Annotated in this window: 21 protein-coding genes and 1 pseudogene; 12 read left to right on the forward strand and 10 right to left on the reverse strand. The window is 68.0% G+C overall.

The window, feature by feature from the left end; genetic code table 11:
• Window positions 1–151 precede the first annotated feature (151 nt).
• Window positions 152–745 (reverse strand): hypothetical protein, encoded by a 594-nt coding sequence (locus tag BJ991_RS08190; RefSeq protein ID WP_179489070.1) that lies wholly within the window; start codon window positions 743–745, stop codon window positions 152–154.
• 100 nt (window positions 746–845) lie between these two features.
• Between BJ991_RS08190 and BJ991_RS08195 the strand changes: the two genes are divergently transcribed.
• The 4 genes and pseudogenes from BJ991_RS08195 (at window position 846) to BJ991_RS08210 (ending at window position 5325) form a co-directional block, all read left to right on the forward strand.
• Entirely contained in the window at window positions 846–1427 is a 582-nt protein-coding gene (locus BJ991_RS08195; protein ID WP_179489072.1) for a Pycsar system effector family protein, read from the forward strand.
• A gap of 505 nt (window positions 1428–1932) precedes the next feature.
• A pseudogene (locus BJ991_RS08200) lies at window positions 1933–3140 on the forward strand (IS3 family transposase); the annotation flags it as partial.
• Between the two features lie 209 nt (window positions 3141–3349).
• The gene (locus tag BJ991_RS08205) at window positions 3350–4444 is read left to right on the forward strand and encodes a ParB N-terminal domain-containing protein (RefSeq protein ID WP_179489074.1); all 1095 of its coding nucleotides are present in this window, start codon (window positions 3350–3352) and stop codon (window positions 4442–4444) included.
• Window positions 4445–4473: 29 nt separating this feature from the next.
• The gene (locus tag BJ991_RS08210) at window positions 4474–5325 is read left to right on the forward strand and encodes a restriction endonuclease (protein WP_179489076.1); all 852 of its coding nucleotides are present in this window, start codon (window positions 4474–4476) and stop codon (window positions 5323–5325) included.
• Window positions 5326–5343: 18 nt separating this feature from the next.
• On the opposite strand, the gene BJ991_RS08215 is transcribed toward BJ991_RS08210, so the two are convergent.
• On the reverse strand, window positions 5344–5523 hold the full coding sequence (locus BJ991_RS08215; RefSeq protein WP_246301057.1) for a helix-turn-helix transcriptional regulator: 180 nt from the start codon (window positions 5521–5523) through the stop codon (window positions 5344–5346).
• Between the two features lie 119 nt (window positions 5524–5642).
• On the opposite strand from BJ991_RS08215, the gene BJ991_RS08220 reads away from it, so the two are divergent.
• Window positions 5643–6287, forward strand: a complete 645-nt coding sequence (locus BJ991_RS08220) for a hypothetical protein (RefSeq protein ID WP_218852901.1) — start codon at window positions 5643–5645, stop codon at window positions 6285–6287.
• 374 nt (window positions 6288–6661) lie between these two features.
• On the opposite strand, the gene BJ991_RS08225 is transcribed toward BJ991_RS08220, so the two are convergent.
• The 3 genes from BJ991_RS08225 to BJ991_RS08235 are packed head-to-tail and all read right to left on the reverse strand — an operon-like array spanning window position 6662 to window position 9899.
• On the reverse strand, window positions 6662–7432 hold the full coding sequence (locus BJ991_RS08225; protein WP_179489080.1) for an alpha/beta fold hydrolase: 771 nt from the start codon (window positions 7430–7432) through the stop codon (window positions 6662–6664).
• 29 nt (window positions 7433–7461) lie between these two features.
• Window positions 7462–7986 carry a MarR family transcriptional regulator gene (locus tag BJ991_RS08230; protein WP_218852902.1) on the reverse strand — a complete coding sequence of 175 codons (525 nt, stop codon included), beginning with the start codon at window positions 7984–7986 and terminating at the stop codon, window positions 7462–7464.
• A gap of 8 nt (window positions 7987–7994) precedes the next feature.
• Window positions 7995–9899: an FAD-dependent monooxygenase gene (locus BJ991_RS08235; RefSeq protein WP_179489084.1), complete on the reverse strand. Its 1905-nt coding sequence runs from the start codon at window positions 9897–9899 to the stop codon at window positions 7995–7997.
• Window positions 9900–10300: 401 nt separating this feature from the next.
• Here BJ991_RS08235 and BJ991_RS08240 point away from each other — a divergent pair, with 401 nt between their 5' ends.
• Window positions 10301–11581, forward strand: a complete 1281-nt coding sequence (locus BJ991_RS08240; RefSeq protein ID WP_179489086.1) for a cytochrome P450 — start codon at window positions 10301–10303, stop codon at window positions 11579–11581.
• A gap of 91 nt (window positions 11582–11672) precedes the next feature.
• Window positions 11673–12065 carry a hypothetical protein gene (locus BJ991_RS08245; RefSeq protein WP_179489088.1) on the forward strand — a complete coding sequence of 131 codons (393 nt, stop codon included), beginning with the start codon at window positions 11673–11675 and terminating at the stop codon, window positions 12063–12065.
• 24 nt (window positions 12066–12089) lie between these two features.
• Here the strand turns inward: BJ991_RS08245 and BJ991_RS08250 are convergent, their stop codons facing one another.
• Complete coding sequence (locus BJ991_RS08250) at window positions 12090–13235, reverse strand: fatty acid desaturase family protein (protein WP_179489089.1); 1146 nt, start codon at window positions 13233–13235, stop codon at window positions 12090–12092.
• Between the two features lie 181 nt (window positions 13236–13416).
• Window positions 13417–13698, reverse strand: a complete 282-nt coding sequence (locus BJ991_RS08255; RefSeq protein WP_179489091.1) for a Fe-S cluster assembly protein HesB — start codon at window positions 13696–13698, stop codon at window positions 13417–13419.
• A gap of 209 nt (window positions 13699–13907) precedes the next feature.
• On the opposite strand from BJ991_RS08255, the gene BJ991_RS08260 reads away from it, so the two are divergent.
• The 3 genes from BJ991_RS08260 (at window position 13908) to BJ991_RS08270 (ending at window position 17412) form a co-directional block, all read left to right on the forward strand.
• Complete coding sequence (locus BJ991_RS08260) at window positions 13908–14873, forward strand: TIGR03885 family FMN-dependent LLM class oxidoreductase (protein WP_179489093.1); 966 nt, start codon at window positions 13908–13910, stop codon at window positions 14871–14873.
• Window positions 14870–16525: an alpha-amylase family protein gene (locus tag BJ991_RS08265; protein WP_179489095.1), complete on the forward strand. Its 1656-nt coding sequence runs from the start codon at window positions 14870–14872 to the stop codon at window positions 16523–16525. The genes BJ991_RS08260 and BJ991_RS08265 overlap by 4 nt, the downstream gene beginning before the upstream one ends.
• Window positions 16526–16632: 107 nt before the next feature.
• Complete coding sequence (locus BJ991_RS08270) at window positions 16633–17412, forward strand: MBL fold metallo-hydrolase (protein WP_179489097.1); 780 nt, start codon at window positions 16633–16635, stop codon at window positions 17410–17412.
• 10 nt (window positions 17413–17422) lie between these two features.
• On the opposite strand, the gene BJ991_RS08275 is transcribed toward BJ991_RS08270, so the two are convergent.
• Window positions 17423–17704, reverse strand: coding sequence for a hypothetical protein (locus BJ991_RS08275; protein WP_179489099.1), 282 nt, complete (start codon window positions 17702–17704; stop codon window positions 17423–17425).
• A 58-nt stretch (window positions 17705–17762) separates the two neighbouring features.
• Here BJ991_RS08275 and BJ991_RS08280 point away from each other — a divergent pair, with 58 nt between their 5' ends.
• Window positions 17763–18833 carry a 1-phosphofructokinase family hexose kinase gene (locus BJ991_RS08280; protein ID WP_179489101.1) on the forward strand — a complete coding sequence of 357 codons (1071 nt, stop codon included), beginning with the start codon at window positions 17763–17765 and terminating at the stop codon, window positions 18831–18833.
• Window positions 18830–19579, forward strand: a complete 750-nt coding sequence (surE, locus tag BJ991_RS08285; protein ID WP_179489103.1) for a 5'/3'-nucleotidase SurE — start codon at window positions 18830–18832, stop codon at window positions 19577–19579. The genes BJ991_RS08280 and surE overlap by 4 nt, the downstream gene beginning before the upstream one ends.
• Before the next feature lie 36 nt (window positions 19580–19615).
• Here surE and BJ991_RS08290 read toward each other — a convergent pair whose 3' ends face one another.
• Both BJ991_RS08290 and BJ991_RS08295 read right to left on the reverse strand, forming a co-directional pair.
• Window positions 19616–19972 carry a histone-like nucleoid-structuring protein Lsr2 gene (locus BJ991_RS08290; RefSeq protein ID WP_179489105.1) on the reverse strand — a complete coding sequence of 119 codons (357 nt, stop codon included), beginning with the start codon at window positions 19970–19972 and terminating at the stop codon, window positions 19616–19618.
• Window positions 19973–20092: 120 nt separating this feature from the next.
• Window positions 20093–20605, reverse strand: a complete 513-nt coding sequence (locus BJ991_RS08295; RefSeq protein WP_179489107.1) for a methylated-DNA--[protein]-cysteine S-methyltransferase — start codon at window positions 20603–20605, stop codon at window positions 20093–20095.
• Window positions 20606–20768: the final 163 nt, after the last annotated feature.

Below are 20768 nucleotides of genomic sequence, written 5' to 3' on the forward strand. Positions count from 1 at the left end.
GCGCGGGATAGGGATGTAGAGGCGCTCGACGGTTGGGCGCTCAACGAGGAAGGACTCGGGCGGGCTATTCGGGCGCGACCTGCGAGGGTCCCGGCGCCGAAAATCGGATCTCATCGGTTGTTGCCACGGACGACCGGCGCTCGGGCCATTTCTAATCCACGATCACGACGTCGGAGTGCTGAGGCGGCGGCGGCGGGTCGGCGGCGAGCCGTGCTTGCCTGTCAGCTTCGGCCGGATCCTGGCCAAGCCCAACGTAGACGTCGACGAGCATCTGGTGCAATGCGACCACGGAACCCCAACGACGATCCCACTCGGCCACCGCATTGTGCGCCTCTAGCGACATGATGACCCAGGTGAGCGTGGTCGCGAACTCGTCAGCCAACGTGTGGTGCGGCTTATCCAAGTGCGCGATGCCCTCGAGGTGGTCTTTCGGCAGGAGCGCTCGCAATCCTCGCGCATCCCCGTCAGACACTTCGAAGTCGAGACTATGTGCAGCTCGGTTACGCAGCTGGTTTAGCCGCTCGAGCACCGGCCGGAGGTCGGCCTTGATGAAGCCGTACGCCGTGGCGATGTTGAGCTTTGTCGCGAACGGAAGTCGATCGAGTTTGATCTGACTCGGCTGCTCGGCGTGAATCTCCAGCGCGGCGTTCAGCGCGCGCTCAACCCAAAGGTGCCCCTTGATCACTGCCATGAGCAGGTTGGGGTCGGCCACGTGCGCGCGTACATCTGCGAGTCGAACCGCCATTTCGCCGAGCGTACTTGTGATCCGCCTGCAGGGTGCAACCAAGCGCTCGCATGCACACTGGTGAACGTCCGGCGGAAGCGTAGTGATCAGAGAATCGCTCATGCCCATGCACCGCTATGGTTCATCCGTGTACAAGATCTGTCGCACGCGGCCCAAGTCGACGAGGATTCGCCGCGTACAGCTGCTGAGTTCCGAGCTGGACTCGCTGCGAAACTCTGCCGTTGAGCGAACACGCTCCCTGGATGCCAAGGCTTCCTTCGTCGTCGTGGCAGCAGGCGTGTTGGCGAGCGCCGTCGGCCTCGGACTCGTTCGTTCCGAGACCTGGTACGTCGGCCTCATCCCGTTCGGATTGACCGTTTGGACCGTTGTGCAGTCCGCCGCCGCACTCTGGCCGCGGTCGATTGATCTTCCGGGAGCGCGCAAGCTAGTGGCCAAGCATGTGGATTCCGCGGATCCGCCGGAGAAGCTGGAGGACTTTCTTCTTGAGGTGAAGACGACGGAGGTCGAGAATCGAAATGCCCAGAATGAGAAGAAGGCCGCGTACACCAAGCGCGCCTTCAAGCTCCTCGTCGCTAGCCTCGTCGCCATCTTCATCGTGGTCGGGCTCAATGCAATCCTCACAAGTAACGGAGCAGCCAGTGTCGGACCAAAATCCACCCCCAGCCCCACAGCCACGCCCTGATGTGGATGACGTATTCGAGAAGGTGACGCTGACTCCTCCCGAGTCGGATGCCGACAAAATCATCCGGCTGGTTGCCGATCATGGCGAGTGACTCGGACAAGGAGCGTCCTGCCCCCGAGGCTAGACCGCGCCCCTCGGTCGATGACGTGCTCGATTCGCTCACTGCCGGTGGTGGATGGAAAGATCAGAAGACTGAGCCGGATCGCTCCAAAAACACCAGGAGACGAAGTGGGTAGACCTAGTCAGAGCTCGCACGAATCAGAGGAGCGCCCGGACGTGAGCGACATCATGGATACGCTGACGCATAGCGACGATCGACCGAGCGAGAGCCGGTAAGAGCCGCGACCAGCTTCCCCAGTCGGATTGCGCACCAAACGGTGCCTCCTGCGCGTCGCCCGTAGAGAAATACCTATAGCACTCCAAGCGCCTGGGCGGGCGGTCACCTCGGCGGGATTGACTCGCCCCGGCATGTCCGGAGACAAGATTCCTTGGAAGGATCTGTCTCATGGGACGTCCCAGCAAGTACCCGCGCGAGCTTCGTGAGCGCGCTGTCCGAATGGTCGCCGAGGTGCGGCCCGACTACCCGAGCGAGTACGCGGCGATGACCGCAGTCGCGGGGATGCTCGGGATCGGCTCACCGGAGACGATCCGCACCTGGATCCGCCGGCAGCAGGTCGACGCCGGTGATCGGCCGGGCCTGACGACCGACGCGGCGGTGGAGATCAAGCGGTTGCGGCGCGAGAACGCCGAGTTGCGCCGGGCGAACGAGATATTGAAGGCGGCTTCGGCTTTCTTCGCGGCCGAGCTCGACCGGCCACACAAGCGATAGTCGCGTTCATCGACGAGCACCGCGACCGCGCCGATGGCGGGCTCAGATGGGGTGTCGAGTCGATCTGCGCCGTGCTCAGTCAGCATGGAGTGAAGATCGCCCCATCGACCTACTACGACGCTCACGGACGAGAACCCTCGGCCCGAGAGCTGTCCGACGAACGCTGGAAGCCGATCATCCTGACCACGTGGCAGAAGCAGCGGAAGGTACTGGGCGCCCGCAAGCTCTGGCTCCGGCTCCGCCGCGACGGGCACGACATCGCCCGCTGCACGGTCGAACGCCTCATGCGTGATCTGGGGATTGCCGGGGTGGTCCGCGGGAAGCGCAAGCGGCCCGTCGATGTGGACCCGCGGGAGACCAGGCCGGCTGACCTCGTCGACCGGCATTTCGCGAGGTTCCGCACGAACCAGCTCTGGGTGGCCGACTTTACCTACGTCTGGACGTGGTCCGGATGGGTCTACGTCGCATTCGTGTTCGACGCGCACTCCCGCCGCATCCTCGGCTGGCGCGCCGCCACGAGCATGACGACCCCGCTCGTGCTGGACTGCCTCGAGATGGCGCTCTGGACCCGTCGTCGTGAAGGCGTGGACGGGTTCACCGGTCTCACGCATCACACCGACGCGGGCAGCGTCTATACGTCGATTTCCTTCACGGACCGACTCGTGGACGAGGGCATCGACCCATCCGTCGGCTCCGTCGGCGATGCATACGACAACTCCCTCGCCGAGTCGCAGATCGGTCTCTACAAGTCCGAGCTCATCCACCATGAGGGCCCATGGCGGGACGTCGATCAGGTCGAGGCCGCCACAGCGTCCTGGGTTCAGTGGTTCAACACCGAACGCACCCACGGGTCGATCGACGACCTCACACCCGTCGAGCTCGAACAACTCGACTACGCTCTCACCGAACCCCTCGAACGAGCGGGCCGACACCAGCTAAACGCTCTCCGGACATGCCGGGGCGAGTCAATGAGCCTCTGGCGATGTCGCCTGGAGAAACGAGTGGCCCACGCCGGTCACCCCCAGGGGTCGTCGTATGCTTCTGACTGTTGGACCCTCCAACCATCCAGCAGGAAAACTCACGCAGGAGCAACATGGACGCCCCGAAGTTCACCGACGATACTTACGACCTGAGCGAGCTCCTTTTCGACCCCAACAACTTTCGATTCCAGGACGAGCCCAATTTCGCTCGCGCAGACGAAACCCGCTTTGCGGAAGCATCGGTTCAAGATCGCGCCTATCAGCGTCTTCGCCGAGAAGGCATCTCCGAACTGAAGAGTTCGATACTTGCTAACGGATTCCTGCAGGTGGAGCGTTTGGTAGTACGGCCACATGCACCTTCGGGAAAGTATCTCGTCGTGGAGGGCAACCGACGGCTTGCTGCATTGCGATGGATTGCTGAAGATCACGAAGCAGGAGTACCGGTGCCTCCAGAGGTACTCGACGTTCTGAGGGCCGTTCCGGTTCTGACACTCGACGCCGGCGACGCGCACGCGGCTTATCTGGCAATCATGGGAGTCAGGCATGTCGGAGGCATCAAGCAGTGGGGAGGTTACCAGCGGGCAAAGTTGGTGACGGATCTCCGCGACACCTATCAGCTGGAGACTCCTGAGGTTGCCGCGAGGCTTGGCATGACGGCTCACGAGGTGAATAGGCGGTATCGCGCTTTCAAGGCGTTGCAGCAAATGCAGCGCGACGACGAATACATGGACTCAGCGACCTCGGACAAGTACCCGCTATTCCACGAGGCTTTGTCTTTGCCGGCCGTCAGAGAGTGGCTGAAGTGGGACGACGCGAAGTCTCAGTTCGAGGACATAGAGCAAGTCCATCACTTTTATTCGCTGATCACCGAGACGGTCGATCAGGACGAAGAGAGTGCGGAGGTGCGACTGCCAAAACTGCCGACATACGTGCAGGTGCGAGAATTGCGGACGATTTTGACGAATCCGGAAGCGAAGCAGGTCCTCCTCGATCCCGACCGCTCGTTCCCGGATGCACTTGGTATCGCGAAGGCCGAGGAAAAGTCGAAGAGCTGGCGGAGCGAGGTAGCCGAGGCAGTCAGTGTGCTCGGATCAATCGGCGCACTCGAGCTGGCGCGCCTAAGCGCCGCCGACATGGAGGTGGTCGAGAAGCTTAGGGAAACGGCAGCACAGGTGCTCTCGATGCACGCTCGTCTCACCGCGGAGTAAGCGTGGAGGGCCCAAAGGCGGCCGCGCTCGTGGTCATCCAGAGTCACGAGTTAGCGCGCCCACCAATGCTAGTACTGGAACTCCTTGAGGAGATCGGTGTTGCCGAGGGCTGGTTTCCGAATCTGACGCCAGCTGAGATAGCGGAGCGCTGCGCATCATGGCGGGTGCGCTTTGTGGCGTTTCTGACAAAAGACCTCGACGACCGCGCGAGTGACAACCGGCCAGCGCGCTATGAGTTCAATGCCTCGGATCCGTCGTACATCCAAGGATCCTGCTTTCCGGCGCCGGGCGATTCTCCAGAACTGAAGCAGGCGAAAGCTTTGCGCTCGCAACACGAGCAGTATGCCAGCGCCATCCGCGCGATCTCCTGGCGCGAATTCGAGGGCGTGTGTCGAGGGGTCCTCTCGGTCCTTGGCTGCGATTCCCCCAAACTTACGAAGGAACGGAACGACCAAGGCGTCGACTTTTTCGGCTCGCTATCCCTCGAGGGAAAGCTCGGGAGGTCAATCGGTCTGCCCGGCGTGGACAGGAATTTCCGCACTTGGCTGGTTGGTCAGGCTAAGCAATATGAGGGAACAGTCAGCACGACCGAACTCAGAGAACTCGCCGGATCCGTGACATTGGCGCGCGCAGGTGTTGGCTCTGATGACGGGTCAGCCCTACTCGGCCTGGACATGCGCGTTTTCGATCCCGTTTTCTTCATCTTCATCACAGCAGGGTCTCTCACGGCCGATACGCGCCTTCTCGCAAAGCGGTCGGGAATAATCGCGCTGGATGGCGAGAGCTTAGGAGCGCTTCTAGCAGACGCGGAAGTAGGGATGGTTGATCATATTTTCGACTCTGGCGCGTTCGACGCATGGGTCAAACAGCAGCTCAGGTGAGGTCTCCGCGCGCCGCTATCAGGCGTCGACGCCGAACGCGCGCAGCAGCGGGACGCGAGGGATCATCCGGCGCGGGCCGAGTTGGATCGTGGGGATGGTCCCGGCTTCGATGCCGAGCTTGATCGTGCGGTAGTCGACGCCGACGAGCTTCGCGGCATCCTTCATTGTCAGTGCCAGACAATCCTGTGATCGGTTCATCGTCCTGCCCTTCTGTGAGCCAGCAGTGTCAGTCTCCCTTCGTCGCAAAGTACCACGCGCGTGAGCCAAGATCGACAGTCTTCTTCGCGATTCTTCGATGACCTGGAATAGTGGGCTCCATGGCAGACGTCGAGACGTACGACTCCAGCGATGAGCGCATAGATCTCGGCAGCGGGGTGACGCTTCCGAAGTCCTGGCGCGCACGCGTGTCGGGTGAGCAGGACGTGCCAGGCACGATCACCGTCCGCGTGGAGTGGGATGAGCTGCTTCGACGCACGGCCGTGTCCTTCGCTGCACTCGAGCGCGAAGCGGACGGCGTCGACATCACCAGCCAGGTGCTCCGCGAGGTGCGAACACACTGGATCATGACGAGGTCCGCCCTCGATGTCGTCACCGTCGACGTCGGCACTGAGGACGGTGGCGAACGCGACCGCATACCGGTGCGCGAGTTTCTCAGTCGCGTGCGGGCGCAGGAGGAGCGGGAGCCCTTGGAGTCCCTCCACGCCGCGATCTCTGTCTATCGCGTCGCCACGGCAATCAGCTATCCGCCGCTCAAGCTCGTCGCCGACACCCTGCAGATCAGCCAGAGCACAGCGACGCGCCTCATGAGTCGCGCGCGCGACTCGGGCCTGGCGCCGGAGGTCCGGATCCAGGAGCCGCGACGGGCGCCGGCGGTCGACCCATACAACCCGGGCCAGGCCTTCGACCCTCCGGCGCCACACCGCGGGCCAGCTCAGCCCGGCGGACCGTCGATCGGACGATGAGCAGCCAGTCGGTGCCACCGCAGCGAGACCCGATCGGGGTTAGCGGCCGTATGGCGCGCTTTGAGCAAATTGCTCAGCGTGGCTGACGTTTACTCTTCGCCGCTAAGCAATGTGCTCATTTGACTCTTCTTGCCGCTGAGCGAGTCCCGGATCGGGGAAGCCTTGCGCCACGGGGTATCGAACAGCCCTGATTTTCCGGGGTTTCCTGCCCGCACTTTGCCCGCAAACCGTTTCCCACAACGTGTTTTGGGCGGTCGCGCGATGTCGCTGACGATCGTGGAGATCCGCGTGATTCCGCGGTTCTTGTGGCCTTTGGGTAGGATTGAGCATTATGCTCAGTCGTGTTCGAGTCCCTCCAGGGGGCACTCTCTGCTCTACCGCACCCGGGCACCCGCGCCGAGCGCCGCCTCCTCTATGACGTCGACCACAGTCGCCGACTCCGACAGCAAGCCGAGATGCCCCGCGTCGTACTCCGTCACGGTCGCGCCCGCGCGCTCCGCCATCGCCCGCTGCGCCGCGGGAGGGATGATCTGATCCGTGAGCCCGAGGACGTACCACGACGGGATCGTCTTCCAGGCGGGCTCGCCCGATGGCTCCGTGAGCGCGCCGAACGCAGCCGGCCGCTGGGTCGCATGCACGAGGCGTTTGTCATCGTCACCCAGCCCCGACGCGAACGGGCCGAAGACCGCCGACTCCTTGAGGTAGACAGCGCTGTCGGGAGTGGGGGGGAGCGCAGGCGGCACGAGGTCGAAGACGGTCGTCGGGTCCGGGACGGCGAGTGCCGAGTCGGGACCGGCCAGCTGGAACGCGGACTCCCCGGCGTCGGGAGCGAAGGCGTTGACGTAGACCAGGGCTTGGACGTTCGCGAGACCGGTCGCGGCGTTCGTGATCACCGCGCCACCGTAGGAGTGAGCGACGAGCACGACGGGTCCGGCGACGGCCTGTAGAAACGCTCGCACGACCGCCGCGTCGCCCGACAGCGTACGCAGTTCGTTGGGCAGGGCGCGCACGGCGAAGCCATCGTGGTCGAGGCGCGCGATCACCTCGCTCCAACTCGACGCATCCGCCCACGATCCGTGGACCAGGACGACGGTGGGCTTGTCTCGGCCGGCGCTTTGCGAGTCGGCGAGGGATGTACCTGACATGTGGATCTCCTTCTTGTCGAATCTCCCCTCTAGGGATGACCGCGCAGCGCGCCCATGCGTGACAGATCCGTCGCATAGGTGGTGGGTGCCGCCGCATCCGACTCACCGCGCACATCCCCGAGCATGAGGCCGAGCAACTCCCGAAGCTGCGCCGCCGCGGCATCCGTCAGCCCCACGACGAGCTCGCGCTGCACCTCTTCGACGAGCGGCCGCAGCCGGTTCAGCTCGCTCTCGCCGATCTCGGTCAGCGTCACGACGTTTCGTCGCGCATCGGCGGGGGAGCGGTGGCGGTCGACGAGCCCGCGGCGCTCCATGCGCGCGACGAGGTCGGCGATCGTCGACCGATCGAGGTCGACCTCGTCGCACAGCTCCCGCTGGCTCGCCTCCCCGAGACGATGCACCACCGCGAGGATCGAGTACTGCACGCTCGAGGTCTCCTGCGACACGACGCGAGCCCACGTCGCGACGTGCAGCTGTTGCGCGCGGCGGATGAGGTAGCCCAGGTGGCGCTGGGGTTCGCGGTCGTCCTGCGGGTCGGCGATAGAGGTGGACACGGAGTCCATCATCGCAAGGCGGGTGCGCGCTGGGGTCGGAGGATTCCCGAGAAGAAGTCCGTGAGCTCCGTACGCGTCGACAGCGGCAGCACGTGCGCGACGTGCTGGTCGGGACGCACCAGGACCGCGGCGCCGTCGGGCGAGATGCCCCGTTCGGCGAAGACATCGTGGCGCGGGTCGACCGCCCACACCTTTTCCCAGTCCTGGATTCCGAGCGGGCCCGTGCGAGGGAGCAGCAGCTCGGGCACCGCTCCGAGGTCGACGTCGTGATGCCCCGCGCGGAACACCCCGTGCACGTCGAACACGGCGTCGATGTCGGCACCTGCGGGGGTGAACCGAGCGACGGGCGAGTCGGGGGATTCGCCCAGCCATGTCGCGGCCTCCACCACGCGATCGGCCTCGCCGAACAGGTACATGCGCCAGCGGCCGTCGGCGCGGTGGGTGTGGCCCAGGTGCATCCGTCTCGCGTCGGCGACCCGCACGACGGGTGCCGCGTGGAATCGCGTGCCGATCTCGAATCCGGCGGCGAGGTGCTGGTGCTCCGCGGTCCCCGTGAGCGCCGAAGGGCTGTACCGCGTGGCGAGCCCCGCGGTGTACCGACCCTGCCGCGCGAACTCGGTCTGCATCTGCTCCGGGGTCACGCCGCCGAGCTCAGGGCGCGCGCGATCGAGGGTCGGCTGCGCGATGAACGCCGACCAGAACCGGTCGAAGTCGATGAGGTCCTGCGCCACGGCCTGGCGCTCCGCCGAGTACGTGTGCAGCAGCGACTCGTCCGCGAGACCGCGCAGCACCGCGGCCAGCTTCCAGCCCAGGTTGAACGCGTCCTGCATCGACACGTTCATGCCCTGGCCGGCCTTCGCGGAGTGCGTGTGGCACGCGTCGCCCGCGATGAACACGCGCGGCGCACGCCCGGTCGTGTCGTCGTCGGGCACGTCGTCGAACCTGTCGGTGAGGCGCTGACCGACCTCGTACACCGACGACCACGCCACCGACCTCACATCGATCGAGTACGGATGCAGGATGGCGTTGGCGACCTCGGTGAGCTGCTCGACGGTCGTCCCGCGGATCTCGCTGTCGCCGGCCGGCACTTCGCCGAGGTCCACGTAGCAGCGCACCATGTTCCCGCCCTCTCGCGGGATCATGAGGAGGCTGCCCTTGCCCGCGGACTGGATGACGTTCTTCGTGCGCCAGTCGGGGAAGTCCGTGACCGCGAGCACGTCCATGACGCCCCACGCGTGGTTGGCGGCGTCGCCGCGCAGCTCGCGGCCGATCGCGCGGCGCACCGCGCTGCGCGCGCCGTCGCAGCCGACGACGTACTTCGCCCGCACGGTGAGCTCCTCGCCGGCGCGCTCGCCATCGACCCGGCGCAGCGCGACCTGCACGGGGTACTCGCCCTCGCCCACCTGGAGGTCGACGAACTCGATGCCGTAATCCGGCTCGAGCCGGCTCGCCGATCGCGACGCGTGCTCGAGGAGGAACTGCTGCATGCGCGCCTGGTTCACGATCACGTGCGGGAACTCGCTCAGCCCCTCCGGCGTGTCCTCCACCCAGCCGGTGCGCACGATGCGCGAGCGGTCCTCGTCAGACGGTCCCCAGAAGCGAACCTCGTTCACCCAGTAGGCCTCGCGCACGAGCGCCTCGGCGAGGCCGAACGCGTTGAACATCTCGACCGTGCGGCACGCGACGCCGTCCGCCTGACCCACCTGGAGGGGACCGCCCCGGCGTTCGACGATGCGGGTGCGGATGCCGGGGAACTCGGCGAGCTGGGCGGCGAGCACCGTGCCGGCGGGGCCGGTGCCCACGATGAGCACGTCGACCTCGGCGGGCACCTCGACGGTACGGGCCAGAGCCTCGGGGGACGCAGGTTGGAGGTCGGGATCGCCCGGCCGGTATCCGTCGCGGTAGAACTGCACGCTGATCTCCTCAGATCGTGAACGCCCGGCGTTGGGCGTCGTGTCCTGTCAATTTACTCAGTACCCCAACGAATGTCCAGCGAGGATCTCGCTTTCGCCGACCGCAGTGCAGCTCGCCTCAGTAATCCATCAAGATCCGCTCAAGTCGCCGATTTCCATTCACCTGACTCAATATGGTCGAGGCTGGTGCGCACGACGTGCGCGGGAATCCGGGGGGCTTCGCCGCGGCGCGCTCTGGTGCGCGCCGCAACCGGGGCGCGGCGGTCCGGCTCAGCGAGCCGGCGCCGCGCCCCGGCACGCCCACGGATACGCGGGCCAGGGACCGTCGGTCGTCTTAGCCCGCGACCGCGTCGGCTTCAAGGCCCTCGGCTCCCCGGGTCCGCGCGCCTAACGTGGCGGAGATGACAGCGCTCGACCACACCACGACCGCGGCGCCCGAGCTGCCCGGCGACCAGTCACTCGCGTTCCTGCGTGAGGGCTACCCGTTCGGGCACCGCCGATTCCTCGAGCACGACGGCGATGCGTTCCGCGCGCGGCTGCTCGGACGGCGCGTGCTCTTCCTTCGCGGGGGCGACGCCGCGCAGTTCTTCTATGGCGAGGATCGGTTCACGCGCAAGGGCGCCATGCCCCGGTCCGTGCTGCACTCGCTGCAGGACGAGGGCAGCGTGCAGACGCTCGACGGCGCGGCGCATCGCGTGCGCCGTGGGTACTTCCTCGAGGTGCTCGCGCCCTCGTCGCGCGGGGGGCTCGCCGACGCGTTCGACACGGCATGGGCCGCGAGATGGGACGAGTGGTCGCGACGCGGCCGCCCGGTCTCGCTCGTGACCGGCTCGGGAATCGTGCTCGCCGACGCGACGCTGCGGTGGCTCGGCCTCGGCCCGCGCTGCGACGCGGACGCCCGGGCGGTCGAGAGCCTCGCGATGATCGACGGCGCCGGGGCGTTCGGTCCGCGCAACTGGTGGGGGCGGATGCTGCGCCGTCGCTCCGAGCGCTGGGCGCGCCGTGTGATCGAGGGCGTTCGGTCGGCGGAGCTCGACACCGTGCCCGGCTCGCCGGTCGAGACGCTCGCGTGGTACCACGATGCCGACGGCCCGCTCGACGAGGACGTGGCGGCGGTCGAGCTGCTGAACCTCCTGCGCCCGATCGTCGCCGTGTCGCGATTCATCGGCTTCGCGGCGCTCGCGCTGCACCTTCACCCCGACCAGCGGGTCGCCGTCGCGCAGGACGACGCGAACCTGCATCCGTTCTGCCAGGAGGTGCGCCGGGCCAGCCCGTTCTTCCCGGCGGTCGGGGGATGCGCGACGCACGACATGTCGTGGCGGGGGATCGACATCGCCGCTGACGACTGGGTCATGCTCGACATCTTCGCGACGCACCGCGATCCGGGCCGCTGGATCGATCCGGAGCGGTTCGACCCGACCCGTTTCTCACCGGCTCCCGAAGGGTCGAGCGTCGAGGCGAACGTCATCGCGCAGCCGCCGAGCCTCGCGCCGCAGGGCGCGGGGTCGATGACGGGCGGCCACCGCTGCCCCGGCGAACCTGCCACGGTCGACCTGCTCACGCTGGCGACCCGCCTGCTCGCGCGCTCGGATTGGGAAGTGCCCGATCAGGACCTCACGGTCGACCTCAGCCGCCTGCCCGCGTCCCCCGGACGCGGGGGCATGCTGATCGTGCCGCGGTAGGCCGGACGTCAGCGGGGGGACGTTGGTCCCGACCCACCGGAATCTGCGCGCGACACTGAGTGCAACGGACGTGGTGAAGGAGGGCAGGCCCATGCGGACTCGTCGAATCGTCGCCATCGTCGTCGTGATCGCCGCGGTGCCCCTGGTGATCCTGGGGCTCATCGACCCGCTCGAAGGGGGACTGGCGCTGCTCGGGGCGATCGTCCTGGTCTTTGTCGCATGGTTGCTCTCCCGGGTGCCGGTCCCCAGGCTCGCGTGGATCGCCGCCGCCGCGACCGTCCTGGTGGGTGCGGTGACGATCGCGATCGCGATCGCGGTCTTCTCTCCCGGCTCGCCGCCGACGACCGGCACGGTGGCGGCCCCCGGCGGAGGTCTGCTGGTCCCGCTGAACTGGGTCTGGCGCGTGGGCGTGCTGGTCACACTCGCCGGAGCGGTGCTCTACATCGTGCGGCTGTTCCAGAGCCTTCGGCGCGTGCCGGAGTGAGTGCGCGGCCCGCCAGTCGCCCGCCTATGCGCGTCGGTACTGCGACGCCATCGGGCAGTCGAACGGATCGCGCGCGGCGAGGCCGACGCGGTTCAGGTAGTCGATGACGATCGCGTACGAGCGCCACAGCGACGTCTCGGTGTACGGCACGTCGTGGTTCTCGCAGAACTCGCGCACGATCTCACGCGCCTTGGCGAGATGCGGACGGGCCATGCTCGGGAAGAGGTGGTGCTCCACCTGGTAGTTGAGCCCGCCCATGAGCGACGTCGCCCACCAGCCGCCGCGGACGTTGCGCGAGGTGCGGACCTGCTTCGAGAAGAAGTCGAGCTTCGCGTCGCGGTCGATGACCGGCATGCCCTTGTGGTTGGGAGCGAACGACGCGCCCATGTAGACGCCGAACACGGCGAGCTGCACGCCGAGGAACGCGAACGCCATGCCGAGGGGCAGGAACATGAACACCGGGACGAGCAGGATCGCGAAGCGGGCCAGGATCATCGACAGCTCGGCCCAGCGCGCCTTCGCGTCGCGGTCGGTCAGGAGGTGCTTGAAGCTCAGAAAGTGAAGGTTGAGGCCCTCGAGGGTGAGCAGCGGGAAGAAGAGCCACCCCTGCTTGCGCGTGATGAGCCGGCGCAGTCCGCGCGCGCTGGCGGCGTCCTCTTCGAGGAACGAGATCGTGTCGATCTCGATATCGGGGTCCTTGCCCACGCGGTTCGGGTTCGCGTGGTGACGCGAGTGCTTGCTGTCCCACCACGAGTAGCTCATGCCGACGATCGCGCCGAGCACGCGCGCGAGCCGGTCGTTGGCGGGACCGGTCGAGAGGATCTGCCGGTGAGCGGCCTCGTGCGCGAGGAAGGCGACCTGCGTCGCGATCACGCCGAGCGCACCGGCGATGAGCAGCTGGAACCAGCTGTCGCCGAGGAGGATGAACCCGGTGACTGCGCCGCCGAGCGCCACCGCGATCGCGACGCCCACCAGCGCGTAGAACCGCGTCGCGCGCTGGAGGAGGCCAGTCTCGCGTACGACGTTGGACACCTGGGTGTAGGCGCGTGCGATGGGCGGGAATGTGTCGGTTCCGGCATACGTCTGGCGAACGCGGCCGAGGGTTGCGGAAGGGTATGTGGCTGAGAGAGAGATGATTTCCTCGTTCGATCGGGCGACACCGCGTGGCATCTGCAAAGCCAAAGGCGGTCGCCGATCGCTTTCCTCACCCTAACCCGGGGCATATGCCGGAACGTTGATGCACGGGCGATGTCCAGGAACCCCGCCGGAGATCGTCGGACTCGCCGCATCCGCCCACACATGCGACGACCCCGGCAGCGAACCGCCGGGGCCGTCGCTCGTGCGATCGCGCTCAGGCCTGCGTCGCGAGCGCGAAGCGCACCGAGCCGTCGCCCGAGAGCTCGGCATCCAGCACGCGGTCGTCGAGGGCCGCGGCGGCCGACGTGTCGAGGAACACGCGCGCACCGTCGGTCTCGACCACGGTGTCGTCCGGCTCAGGGGTCTCGGCGACGCTCAGCTCGAACCCGCGCTCCGGACCCGTGTCGCGGATACGGACGCCTCCGTCCACGGTGAGCGGCACCTGCGAGACGATCGTCTTGACGGCCTCGGCCGCGGTCGTGGTCAGCGTGAGCATGATGCTCCTTCCGTTGCGGACTTCGGAACCGGCCACGATTCCGAGAATCCGCGCGCATCGCAACGAATCACCGGCATTCGGAGGGGATTCACACGTGGCGGCGCACGGTCCTCAGGCGGCGGATGCGGCATCCGCCCCGCCCCTATCAGGAGCCTCACCGGCGCGCAACGCCTTGCCATGACACCTCGGCCCGACCGACTCTCGGGAGCATGGTCGTGATCGGTTACCACCTCTCCCACGAGCAGTTCCTGCCGTCGCGTCTGCTGCGCATCGTGAAGCAGGCGGAGGTCGACGGCTTCGACGCCGCGATGTGCTCGGACCACTTCGCGCCGTGGAGCCGCTCGCAGGGACAGTCGGGCTACGCCTGGAGCTGGCTCGGCGCCGCGCTTGCGACGACCCACCTGCCGATGGGGCTCGTGACGGCGCCCGGGCAGCGCTACCACCCGGCGATCGTCGCGCAGGCCGCAGGGACGCTCGCGGAGATGTTCCCGGGGCGGTTCTGGGCCGCGCTCGGCAGCGGCGAGGCTGTCAACGAGCACATCACGGGAGATGATTGGCCGCCCAAGCACGAGCGCGAGGCGCGCCTGCACGAAGCGGTCACCGCGATGCGGCGACTTCTCGCCGGCGAGACTGTGGACCACTCCGGATCGGTGCGCCTGCACGAGGCGCGCCTGTGGACGCTCCCGGAGGAGCCGCCTCCCTTCATCGCGGCTGCCGTCGGGCCCGCCACGGCCGAGTGGGCCGCGGAGTGGGCGGACGGCCTCATCACGGTGGGAGTCGATCCGTCCGCGCTCGGGGAGGTCCTCTCGGCCTACCGCTCCGCGGGCGGTCGCGGTCGCGCCGTCGTGCAGGTGCACGTGTGCCTCGCGGAGACGATGGACGACGGCATCCGCATCGCCGCAGACCAGTGGAGCCAGGCGACGGTGCCGCCGCCGCGGCTGTGGGACATCGAGACGCCCGAGGAGTTCGACCGCGTGGCGGACAGGTCCGACCACGCGGCGCTTCAGGGCGCGGTGCTCATCGATGACGACGACCGGTCGATGTCGGAGCGCCTCCTCGCGATCACCGCCCAGGGCTTCGACGAGATCTACCTGCACCACGTGGGAACCGATCAGGAGGCGTTCGTCGAACGGGCCGGGCGCGAACTGCTGCCGAGGATGAGGAGCACCGCATGAAGATCGCCGACACGGGAGACATCTGGTGGAAGACCGCCGTCATCTACTGCCTCGACGTCGAGACGTTCTTCGATGTCGACGGTGACGGGATCGGCGACTTCGGCGGGCTCACCGACAAGATCGACTATCTCGCCGACCTCGGCGTCACCTGCATCTGGCTGATGCCGTTCTACCCCACGCCGGACGCCGACGACGGCTACGACGTGAGCGACTTCTACGGCGTGGACCCGCGTCTCGGGTCGCACGGCGACGTCGTCGAGTTCGTGCGGACGGCGCGCAGTCGCGGCATCCGGGTCATCATCGACCTCGTCGTGAACCACACGTCGGACCGGCACCCGTGGTTCCTCAATGCGCGCCGCTCGCGCAACGCGCGGTACCGCGACTACTACGTGTGGCGGGACCGCCCGACCCGCAAGCAGAAGAACGAGGTGTTCCCCGGCGAGGAGGAGAGCATCTGGGAGTGGGACGAGCGAACCGGGCAGTACTACCTGCACTCGTTCTACAAGCACCAGCCCGACCTCAACATCGCCAACCCCGCCGTGCGCGACGAGATCGCGAAGATCATCGCGTTCTGGCTCATGATCGGCGTCTCAGGGTTCCGGATGGACGCCGTGCCGTTCCTGCTGGAGTCGCCGGGCGGGCCGTACGAAGTCGATCCGCACGAGTTCCTGCGCGATGTCAAGCGCTTCGCGCGGCGGCGCTCGAGCGAGGCGATGCTGCTCGGCGAGGTCGCTCTCCCGCACGATCAGCAGGCGGACTACTACGGTCACAACGCCGGCGAGCTGGATTCCCAGTTCGACTTCACGACCATGCAGGCCGTGTACCTGTCGATGGTGCGCGAGGACGCCGCGCCGATCGTGAAGGCTCTCCAGACGAGGCCGCCCATCAACGAGCCGGTCTCGTGGGTGAACATGCTCCGCAACCACGACGAGCTCACGCTCGCGCTGCTGCCCGAGAAGGAGAAGGGCGAGGTGCTCGACGCGCTCGCGCCGGATCCCGCGCAGCGCGCCTACGGGCGGGGGATCCTTCGGCGCCTCGCGCCCATGCTCCAGGGCGACGTCCGTCGCATCCGCCTCGCGTACAGCCTCATGTTCTCGCTGCCCGGAAACCCGCTCCTGTTCTACGGTGAGGAGCTGGGCATGGGCGAGAACCCCGAGGTCGCCGGCCGCATGGCCGTCCGCACGCCGATGCAGTGGACGCCCGGAAAGAACGGGGGGTTCTCCGACGCGCGACCGTCGCAGCTCATCGCGCCGCTGCCCCGGGGCGGCTTCGCGCCGGTGCACGTCAACGTGCTCGACCAGCAGAAGGAACCGGACTCGCTCTTCCACTTCGTGCGCGAGCTCGCGCATCGCTACCGCTCGCTGCCCGAGATCGGGTGGGGCGACCTCGACCTCGTGCAGGCCGGTCCCGGCGGGGCGTTCGTGCACTCGCTCGTGACTCCGACGGGCCGGTTCGTCGCCGCCCACAACCTGAGCTCCGAGCCCGTCCAGCTCGCGGTGAACCTCCCGGAGTCGGTCGAGGGCGACGTCGTGCTGTCGGATCTGCTCAGCCCCGGCTATCTCGACGTCGAAGACGACCGGTCCTGCAGCTTCGAGCTCGACGCGTACGGGTTCCAGTGGTTCCGCGTCGTGCCGCGCGCGAAGCTCGGCTGACGGCGCGCGCCCGCTCTCTGTTCACGCGCTCCCCGACCGTCTATTGTCGGCGCATCAGCATCAGCATCAGCATCAGCATCAGCATCCGCACGACGGACGGACGGCACGTGCGCATCACCCGAATCGGAGGGCCCACCCTCCTCGTTGAGCTCGACGGCTGGCGCATCCTCCTCGACCCCACGTTCGACCCGCCCGGGCGGCGGTACGCGTTCGGCGCAGGAACATCGAGCGTCAAGACGCGCGGGCCCGCGATCTCCGTCGAGGACGTCGGACCGGTCGACGTCGTGCTGCTCAGTCATGACGGGCACGCCGACAACCTCGACGACGCGGGTCGCGCGCTCCTTCCCCGAGCGAAGCACGTCGTGACGACGGCCCACGGTGCGCGCCGCCTCGCCTTGCCCCACGCGATCGGACTCAGGCCGGGAGAGTCGCGCAACCTCGCACTGGAGGGCAGGCCCGCGCTCGCGGTGACCGCGACTCCCGCGCGCCACGGGCCTCCGCTCAGCCGTCCGCTCGTCGGCCCGGTGGTCGGCTTCGCGGTGCGCAGGGCGGGCGAGGAACGCGTGGCCCTGTGGGTGACGGGAGACACCGTCCTCCATCGAGCGCTGAGCGCGACGGCCCGCAGGTATGACATCGACGTCGCGGTCGTGAACGTCGGCGGCGTCGGCTTCCCCGCGACCGGACCGGTCAAGTACACGATGACCGGTCCCGACGCGATGCGGCTCGTCGCCGACGCCGACCCGCGCGTGGTCGTTCCTGCGCACTACGACGGGTGGTCGCACTTCCGCGATGGCGAGCAGGGGTTGCGCGCAGCCGTGCTCGCCGCGCCGCCGGCATTGCGCGAGCGGGTCGTGTGGCTGCCGGACGGCGAGCCGGTGGAGGTCTAGCGCGAAGAGGTCAGTCCTCGCCCTCCTCGCCCGGGTCCTCCAGCGAGGACGCCTGCGCGGGCGGCACCTCTTCGGCGATGTCGCCGCGGTCGGCATCGGGGTTGCCGGTCCCGCTCGCCGCGGCGTACTCGACGGGGTCCTGAGGTGTCGGCCTCCCGCCCTCACGCCTGTCGTGGTGGTGGTCCATGTCGCCTCCTTCGGGCTCAGTCTCGCGCCGCATGCGCGGCGGCACCGGGGGCTTGACAGCGGATGCCGCGGCGGCCGCCGCAGGGGGAGGGAGCTCTTGCGGCATCCGTCCCGGTCCCGCAAGGGGGTTCACGCGACGCACCCGCGCGCCTAGCGTCGCGTGCATGAGCGACGTGACGATCTTCGCCCCCTCGCCGACGCTGACGGTGACCGTGGAGGACCACCCGTCGGGCAGCGAGATCCACGTGCACGCCGGCGGGCAGGGGGTGTGGCAGGCGCGCATGCTGCTGCGCCTGGGAGTCGACGTCACGATGTGCTGCGTCTTGACGGGGGAGACCGGCCGTGTGCTGCGGCACCTTCTCGAGGACGAGGGCATCTCGGTCGTCGCCGTCGAGCGCGAGGGCCGCGGATCCGCATACCTCCACGACCGGCGCGAGGGACACCGGACGGAGATCGCCGAGGACGACGGCGAGCCTATCGGGCGCCATGAGCTCGACGAGCTGTACGGAGCAACCCTCAAGACGGGCCTTCGCTCGGGGCTCGTGATCCTGAGCGGGCCGGTCGGCGAGGAGGTCCTTCCGGCGGACACGTATCGGCGTCTTGCCTCCGATCTCCGCGAGGGCGGCGCGCGCGTGATCGTCGACCTCGCCGGCGAGCGACTCGACGCGGCGCTCCAGGGCGGTGTCGACGTGCTCAAGGTCAGCCACGAGGAGCTCAAGGACGACGGGCGCATCGAGGAGGCATCCGGTCGCGCGATCCTGCACGCGATGCGCGAGCTGCACCGAACCGGCGCGGGAACCGTCATCGTCACGCGCGCCTCGGAGCCGCTTCTGCTGCTCGACGCGGAGGGCTTCCTCGAGGTGAACGCGCCGCAGCTCGAGGTGACGGACACGCGCGGGGCCGGCGACTCGCTCACCGCGGGCGTGGCCGCGGGCATGGCCGAAGGAGCGACCCCACGCGAAGCGGTGACGCTCGGCGCGGCTGCGGGCGCCCTGAACGTGACACGGCACGGCCTGGGCACGGGCGATCCCGATACGATCGCGCGCCTCCGCGACCGGGTCACGGTGCGCGCGCTCGCCGACGAGCTGTCGGCCGACGCGGAGCAGCCCGTGACCGGACACGTGAGTCCCGACGGCCTGGCGGCACTGGCCGAACCGGATGCCGCGGCCGACGTCGAGCGGAAACGCGACGCCGACGGCGATCCCGACGCTCACGGGGAAGGTAGTCGGCCGTGACGAGCATCCTCGTGACGAACGACGACGGCATCGCCGCCCCGGGCCTGCACGTGCTCGCGCGGCTCGCCCGGGACGCCGGCTACGACGTGACGATCGCCGCGCCCGCGGAGCAGTCCAGCGGCTCGAGCGCCTCGATCATGGCGGAGGACGCCGATGGCCGCATCGCCGTCGAGCGGCGCAGCCTCGAGGGACTCGACGGCATTCCGGCGTTCGCGGTGCGCGGTGGCCCAGGGCTCATCGCTCTCATCGCGGCGCGCGGCGCGTTCGGCGATCCGGCCCAGGTCGTGCTCTCGGGCGTCAACCACGGTGCGAACGTGGGCCGCGCGATACTGCACTCTGGCACGGTCGGCGCGGCGCTCACGGGCGGACTCAATGGGGCGTGGGGGGTCGCCGTGTCGCTCGACGTCGGCATGCGTCCGGAGGCGTTCCACTGGGAGGCCGCCGCGGCACCCGCGATCGACCTGCTGCCCGACTTGATGACCCGCCCGCGGGGGACCGTCATCAATGTCAACGCCCCGAACGCTCCCACCAACCGCGGTCTGCGCGAAGCCACGCTCGCGCCCTTCGGAATCGTGCAGACGACCCTCACCGACGAAGGAGAGCACCACGTCCGGCTCGCGGTGGAGGATCTGCCGAACCGCCCGGAGCCGGGCACGGACGCGGCCTACCTCGCCGAGGGCTGGATCACCGTGACCGGAATCGATCCGGTCTCGCACTTCGAGCTCGGGCTCGCCGCGCACGACTGACTCGGCACCGGGCCGGGAGTCCGCGAGCGTTCGACGTCAGTGCGCCGCTTCGTACGCTTCGAGCACGCTCGCCGGAACGCGACCGCGCTCGGAGATGTCGTACCCGTTCTCCTTCGCCCACGCGCGGATCGCGCTGTAGTCCTGCTGCCCCGCGCGGCGGCGCTTGCGTGGCGCGGAGCCCGCGGTCGAGGCCGCACCTCGACCGCCCGACACGCGACGGGCGGCCTTGGTGTACTGCTCGAGCGCGCCGCGCAGCGAGGTGGCGTTCTCGGTGGACAGGTCGATCTCGTATGCGACGCCGTCGAGCGAGAACAGGACCGTCTCGCCGGAGCCGACTTCGAGGACGGTGCCGTCGAGGTCATCGACGAGCTGATGGACGATTCTGCGTGCCATACCCGTCACATTAGGGGAATTCAGCTTTTCGCACTATCAGGCATTCGAAGATCGGCGAATTCGCGCCGCAAGGAAATGTGAGAAAACGCTCACCCTTTATCGCGCGCATTCACGCGTGTGCTAATGCTCGATCGCGTCGCGCTCGAGTTCGAGCAGGAATCGTTTGACGTCGGACCGGCCGCCGTATTCGCCGAGGGACCCGTCTGATCGGACGACGCGATGCACCGGCACGATGATCGAGAACGGCGTCGTCGCACACGCGGTGCCCACGGCGCGCGCGGCCCTGGGGCTTCCGGCGGCGACGGCGACCTCGCCGTACGACGCGGTCTCGGCGTAGGGGATCTCGCGGACCGCCTCGAGCGCGGCGCGCGTGAAGCCGCGTACCCCGCTCCAATCGACGGTCACGTCGAATTCGCGGCGTTCACCAGCGAAATACTCCTCGAGCTGCCGATCGATATCGCCGCCCGCGGTGTCGTCGGGCTCGGGAGCGCGACGCAATTCCAGAGCGATGCGCTCGAGTTCCGCACCGAGCGGCCCTTCGAACGGATGCAATTGCACGATGCCGGAGGAGGTCGCGACGATCAGGATGTCGCCGATCGGGGAGGGGTGGACTCGGAAGCGCGGGTCGGTCATGGCTTCATCCTGTCTGCGCGGGGGTGGGGCATCCGTTCTCTCCGGCCCGCCCGTGAAGAGTCGTCCGCGAGGTTCCGCTGGGGAGGAACCGCCGATGACACGGCGTGTCGCAATCCGGCGAAACCCGCGCTTGAATCCCGGTCCGCGACGGGCGCCCGCCTAG

Source organism: Microbacterium immunditiarum (assembly GCF_013409785.1).
GTDB classification, from domain to species: Bacteria; Actinomycetota; Actinomycetes; order Actinomycetales; family Microbacteriaceae; genus Microbacterium; species Microbacterium immunditiarum.